Origin of the sequence: Paraburkholderia sp. J11-2 (assembly GCF_905220185.1) — a bacterium.
Classification (GTDB): domain Bacteria; phylum Pseudomonadota; class Gammaproteobacteria; order Burkholderiales; family Burkholderiaceae; genus Paraburkholderia.
On record NZ_CAJMYY010000013.1, the window covers coordinates 235691 to 241827 of the forward strand.

A 6137-nucleotide genomic window follows, 5' to 3' on the forward strand; every position below is an offset into this window, starting at 1 on the left:
CGGCATGCGTTGCGGTCAGATCGTGAGCACGAGTTGCCGCGGCCGACTCTCTCGCGTCAACGGTAGCGCGGCTGCCTCGCGAGTCATTACGGCAGGCTGGAGATGCGATACGGCTTAGTGCTTGTGCGGAAACGAGAACGTCGCACGCGCGCTGCCGTTGCCGGCGACGTTCACGCGCTGTGTCCTCGTGACGTCGTTATAGGTGGCAGTGACCGTATAGCGTCCGCTCGGCAGCCGCACGAGCATGTACGGACCGTGCGAACGCGTGTCGAGCACGGTCGCGCCGCCGGCACCCGTGATCTTCACATCCACGTCGGCGACGTAGCTCGAACCGGGGCCGGTAAACAGCAGCGAGAGCGGCCACTGGCTGCGCGCGTGCCGCAGCGCCGTGGACTCGTCGCGGCCAACTCCGCCGGACACGAATGAGATGTCGCCTTGCTGCTCCGTTTGCGGCATGCCCGTTTGCGCGAGTGCGCCGCTTGCCAGGGTGAATGCACATGCCGCGACGAGCAGGGTCGAAGCGATTCGGGGAGCCTTGCGTTGCCTTTGCATCGTGGTCACTCCTTACGGGGATGTCGATTTCGCGCGCAGCGGCGCAAGCGCCGCCGCTTGTGCAGGCCTCGTAACAGATTAGCTTTTTTCGGCCCGCGTCGCGCATTGCGCGCTGGGGTCACGGGGGGTTGCTCGGTATTTGCGAACGTCATGCCATTCACATCGAATGGCGGTTTACCGTTGTGTTCGCAACAATCGCATTACTCGAATATTACGTTTTGCTGTCAATTTCGTACCTTTCATGCGTGTTAGTTAGCGCCAGCCGGGAAAATACTGAGATAAAAGCCCGTAAGGCGACTCAATAGTTTTTGTATGATTATTTGGAGTTTTGCTACATCAACCGGCGGGGTCCACGCGCAAGCACGCAAGCAAACGTTTGCGCGCAATGGCCACGCCAGTTTCCCCCGCAGGAAGTTCGTCGGCGTCTGACGCGGACGGCCGCTCTGCCAGACCTGTTCACCGCTCTGATCAGTACTCCATAACGTATTAGAAATCCCGGAGAGACATATGAGGATCACCCGTTGGCCCACCGCCACCGTACTGGTTGCGATGGCCGCTACCGCCTATGCCGGCGACAGCAGCAACGACGTACCTTATCCATTGCCAATGCCGTTGATGGCCGTCCCTCAGAACCTCGGTGCGCACGTACGCGCGGACTTGCTGCTCAAGCGCATGACGCAGGACGAGAAGCTGCAGTTCATCCATTCCGAGTATCAAATGAGCGCCGTGCCCGGCGGCGGCGCGGGCTATATCCAGGGTGTGCCGCGTCTGGGCATTCCCGACCTGAACATGGTTGATTCCGCAACGGGCTCGGGCAGCACGAGCCAGAAGAGCACGACCTTTCCCGCGACGATCGCGCTCGCGGCAAGCTGGGACCCGTATCTCGCGCGCGACTTCGGCGCGCGCATAGCCGACCAGTTGCGCGAGCAAGGATTCGGCATGGGTCTGGGCGGCGGCACGAACCTCGCGCGCGAACCGCGCGGCGGGCGCCTCTTCGAGTATCTCGGCGAAGACCCCGTGCTGGCGGGCGAAATGCTCGCGGCGCGCACCATCGGCACACAGGGCCAGCAGGTGATCGCCACGATCAAGCACTACGTCGGCAACGAACAGGAAACGGGCCGGCAGGGCGGCAACAGCCAGATCGACGAGCGCACGCTGCGCGAACTCTATCTGCTGCCGTTCGAGATCGCCGCGAAGGAAGGGCGGCCTGGCAGCGTGATGTGCAGCTATAACCGCCTGAACGGCACTTACGCATGTGAGAACACGCATGTGCTGACCGACGTGCTGAAGAAGGATTGGGGTTTCCAGGGCCAGGTGCAGTCGGACTGGGGCGCGACGCATAGTACGGCACCGGCGATCAACGCGGGCCTCGACGAGGAAGAGGACGTAGGCCCCACGGTCTACCTCACGCCCGATCTGGTCAAGCAGGCGATCGCCTCGAAGGCAGTCTCGCAGGACCGCCTGGACGACATGGTGCGACGCAAGCTCTACGTGATGATCAGCACCGGCGTGCTGGACCATCCGGCTCAGGGAGGCGCTACGATCGACTTCGCGAAGTACAACGCGTTCACGCAGGCCGCAGAAGAGCAATCCATCGTTCTCCTGAAGAACGACAACAGCCAGCTGCCGCTTTCGGCGCCGAGCCTGCACAAGATCGCGGTGATCGGCGCGCATGCCGATACGGCCGTGCTGAGCGGTGGTGGCTCGGGCAACACACGCGATCCGGTGACGGGCAACTTCTCGGGCTGCGGCGGGCTCACGTTCGCTTCGTCCACGGGCTGCGGATGGTGGACCAACCCGTGGCTCAAGCTCAATACGCCGATCACGCAGGCGATCCAGCAACTCGCGCCTTCGGCGCAGGTGAGCTTTGCGGGCAACACGGACCAGACGCAGCCGTTCCGCGCCTATACGCAGCAGGAAATCACCCAGGCCGCTACGCTCGCAAGCCAGTCCGATGTGGCGATCGTCGTCGTGGCGCAGCCTGCGGGTGAGGACTTCGGCGACCTGCAAAGCCTGAGTCTCGCGAATCCGTCGAACCAGGATCAGCTGGTCGAGGCCGTTGCCAAGGCTAACCCGCGCACGATCGTGATCATCGAGAGCGGCAATCCGGTGCTGATGCCGTGGAAGGACCAGGTCGCGGCAATCGTCGAGGCATGGTATCCGGGCGAGGGCGGCGGCAAAGCGATTGCGAACGTGCTGTTCGGCCAGGTGAACCCTTCGGGCAAGCTGCCGGTCACGTTCCCGGCGCGCGATCAGGACACGCCAACGTGGGGAACGAACGGCGCCTTCGCGACCGATCCCGTGTACGCAGAAAAGCTGGACATGGGCTATCGCTGGTATGACGCGAACAACATCACGCCGCTTTACGAGTTCGGTTATGGCCTGTCGTATACGCACTTCAGCTATTCGGGCTTGACGGTGAAGCAGGGCCCGGGACATACGCTCACGGCGTCGTTCACGGTGCGCAACGATGGCCGCGTGGCCGGTGCGGAAACGGCGCAGGTGTATCTGGGCGTGAGCTATGCCGGCGAGCCGCCGCATCGTCTGGTGGGTTTCCAGAAGGTGTTCCTGAAGCCGGGCCAGTCGCAGCCGGTGCGCGTGACGATTACCGAACGCGCACAGAGCGTTTGGGACACGACGCGTAACGACTGGGCCTACGTGTCCGGCAGCGCGGTGTATGTGGGTGCGTCTTCGCGCGATATCCGCCTGCAGAGCCGGTAATCAGGAGGGCAAATGGAGGCTGCGTTGCCAGCCTCCATGCTTGAATATGTGAGAGCGCACGGCTCGCGAACGTTTGCGAGCCGATTCAGAATTAAATTCGCAAGTCTTTCCTTATCTATCATTCGCGTGCGCAAGCATGCAAACGCAAATTCCCGCCAACGCAATTGATTTCCGCGGGTAATCCCCATTCATTCTGAATAGGGAAACGGGATAAACTGACCCACCCGTCCGTGGGCCTTCCTCCGTTTGCGCGTTTTCCAGACTCACACCATTACGCTTCACTGTGACTCTGTCTCGTAGTGCCGCGCGCACGCGACGCATGGAAGCTGAACCAAAAAGAATACTAAATCAGCCATGAGACTGATCACACGCGCAGTGAACTGGCTTACCAAAGGCAACCGCCGTGGCCGAATCGTTGCGGTGCTCGTCCCTGCGTGGGTGAGCGCCGTGGCGGCGGCCGTGCTTGCCCAGCACTCCCGCGCTGCAATCGCGTGGCTCGTGATCGTGCTCGCGTGCACCACGGTGCTGCTGCTGCGCGTCTTCCAGCGCCTTGCCGCCCATTTGCGTTTGAGCGAAGAGCGTCTGAGCCTCGGGTTCGAAGGCATCAATGCCGGACTATGGGACTGGGACCTTGTCAGCGACCGTGCCTACTATTCCCGCTATCTGTATCAGCAACTCGGCTATGGCGACGGCGCCCTCCCCATGGACACGCGCGCGTTCAACGCGCTCGTGCATCCGGCGGATCTGCTTCGCTTACGCGAGACCATCGTCAATCACCTGAAGCATGACAGCCTCTACGACGTCGAGTACAGGCTGCGAATGGCCGATGGTCAATACCTGTGGTGCCGGGGGCGCGGCAAGGCCATACGCGATGAGAGCGGGCGCGCGACGCGTATCGTCGGTTGCCTCTTCGATATCTCCGGGCTTAAGCGCGCGGAGGCGGCAGCCGCAAAGGAAAAGAGCCTTACCGAAGCGACGCTCGCTTCGATCGACGACGGTGTGATCCGCTTGGACAACGCGGCGAGCGTGACCTATTGCAACGCCGCCGCCGAGCGCATGCTCGGACGTCCCTCGCGCGACATCTACCGAAAGCCGCTGTTCGACGTTTGTGATCTCTACGACGAGCGCTCCGGCAATATCGTCACCGCTCAGTATCTGCACAACCGCGCAGCAGTGGCTGACGACGCGCAGCGCAGACTTTCGGTGACGCGCCCGGACGGCTCGCTCTTGCCCGTGGCGTGCTCCGTGGCGACGATCCGCGACGACGAAGAGGAAATGCTGGGCACGGTCATGGTGCTTCGTGACGCCAGCACGGAGCGCCAGCATGCTGCCGAACTCGAATATCAAGCTACGCACGATCATTTGACCGGTCTGCTGAACCGCCGCGAATTCGAGCGCCGGCTATCGGGCTTGCTCGAGAATGCCGGGGCACGCCCGCACGCGGTGATGTTCCTCGATCTCGATCAGTTCAAGGTCGTCAACGATACATGTGGCCACGCGGCCGGCGATGAATTGATTCGCAGCGTGGGCGGCGCGTTGCAGCAACAACTGCGAACTGCGCATATCCTCGCGCGCCTGGGCGGCGATGAATTCGGCGTCGTGCTGCCGGAGTGCTGCATCGACGACGCCCTGCGGGTCGCGGAGGATCTGCGGGAGGCCGTGACGGTCATTCGCCTGCCATGGGACCAGCGCTTGCTGACGACTGGCGTGAGCATTGGCGTCGTGGACGTAGACGCCACGCAGACTTCGACGTGGGACGTCATGAAGGCGGCCGATGTCGCCTGTTATATGGCCAAGGAAAAAGGCCGCAACCGCGTGCATCGGTATTGCCTCGAAGATCAGCTCCAGTCGACCACCCACATGCAGATGGAGTGGGTGGCACGCGTAAAAGCGGCGCTCGAGCACGACCAGTTCCGCCTGTACGCGCAACAGATCAAGTCGCTCAAAGAGGGGCCTGCCGGCGAGGAAGTGCACGTCGAGCTGCTGCTACGCATGGTCGACGAATCGGGCGGCGTGATTGCCCCCGCGTACTTCATCGGGGCGGCCGAGCGCTTCAACTTGATGCCCCTGGTCGACCGATGGGTGATCGGCCGTGCTTTCGAAGCCATCGCGGCGGGCCATCTTGCGGCAAACGTCTGGTCGATCAACCTTTCCGGCGCGTCGCTCGGCGACGACGACTTGCTCGCGTATATCGTGCAGCAGCAGCAACGCTGCGGGATCCGCTTCGAAAGCGTGTGCTTCGAGATCACGGAAACCGCCGTGATCACCAATCTATCGAAAGCGATTGCTCTCATGGAGAGCCTGCGCGCGCTGGGTTGCCGCTTCGCGCTCGACGATTTCGGTTCCGGCATGTCCTCGTTCACTTACTTGAAGCGCTTGCCGGTGGACTACCTGAAGATCGACGGCAGCTTCGTGCGCGGCATTGCCAGCAGCGACCTCGACCGGACCATCGTCCAGTCGATTCATCAGGTGGCCCACGCCGCGGGCAAGGCGACCATCGCCGAGTTTGTGGAAAGCGAGGCGATCATCGGGCGCCTCAGCGGGATTGGCATCGACTATGCGCAGGGGTTTTGTGTCGGGTTGCCCCAGCCGCTTCCCGAAAGCGTGGTCGAGAGCGTCAGCGCTTAAGCATGGCGGTCGTCAAGGCGATGCGACGCTAAATAGTCGGCGTAGCGACCCCTAAAAATAATTTTTAGAAAGTCGCTTGACGATATCCCAAATGACCCGCATAATTCGCCTCCTTCGCTGATCGCTGCGAACGAAAACGAAGCGATTAAGACGAATTGCTCTTTAAAAATTTACAGCCGATAAGTGTGGGCGCTTGATGCGGTGGCGGCCTGAATCTGTTCTTCGGAGCGGAGTCA

General features: G+C 62.0%; 3 protein-coding genes. 2 read left to right on the forward strand and 1 reads right to left on the reverse strand.

Features of this window, described 5'->3' with window-relative positions:
- Positions 1-114: 114 nt before the first annotated feature.
- Positions 115-552, reverse strand: coding sequence for a carboxypeptidase regulatory-like domain-containing protein (locus U5A57_RS20045; protein WP_321913405.1), 438 nt, complete (start codon positions 550-552; stop codon positions 115-117).
- A gap of 507 nt (positions 553-1059) precedes the next feature.
- On the opposite strand from U5A57_RS20045, the gene U5A57_RS20050 reads away from it, so the two are divergent.
- The gene (locus tag U5A57_RS20050; protein WP_321913406.1) at positions 1060-3273 is read left to right on the forward strand and encodes a glycoside hydrolase family 3 C-terminal domain-containing protein; all 2214 of its coding nucleotides are present in this window, start codon (positions 1060-1062) and stop codon (positions 3271-3273) included.
- 354 nt (positions 3274-3627) lie between these two features.
- Positions 3628-5901, forward strand: a complete 2274-nt coding sequence (locus tag U5A57_RS20055) for an EAL domain-containing protein (RefSeq protein WP_321913407.1) — start codon at positions 3628-3630, stop codon at positions 5899-5901.
- Positions 5902-6137 lie beyond the last annotated feature (236 nt).

Excerpts from the sequence above, each read along its gene's own strand:
- U5A57_RS20045 (WP_321913405.1), bottom strand. The coding sequence starts at position 552 with ATGCAAAGGCAACGCAAGGCTCCCCGAATCGCTTCGACCCTGCTCGTC.
- U5A57_RS20050 (WP_321913406.1), top strand. The coding sequence starts at position 1,060 with ATGAGGATCACCCGTTGGCCCACCGCCACCGTACTGGTTGCGATGGCC.
- U5A57_RS20055 (WP_321913407.1), top strand. The coding sequence starts at position 3,628 with ATGAGACTGATCACACGCGCAGTGAACTGGCTTACCAAAGGCAACCGC.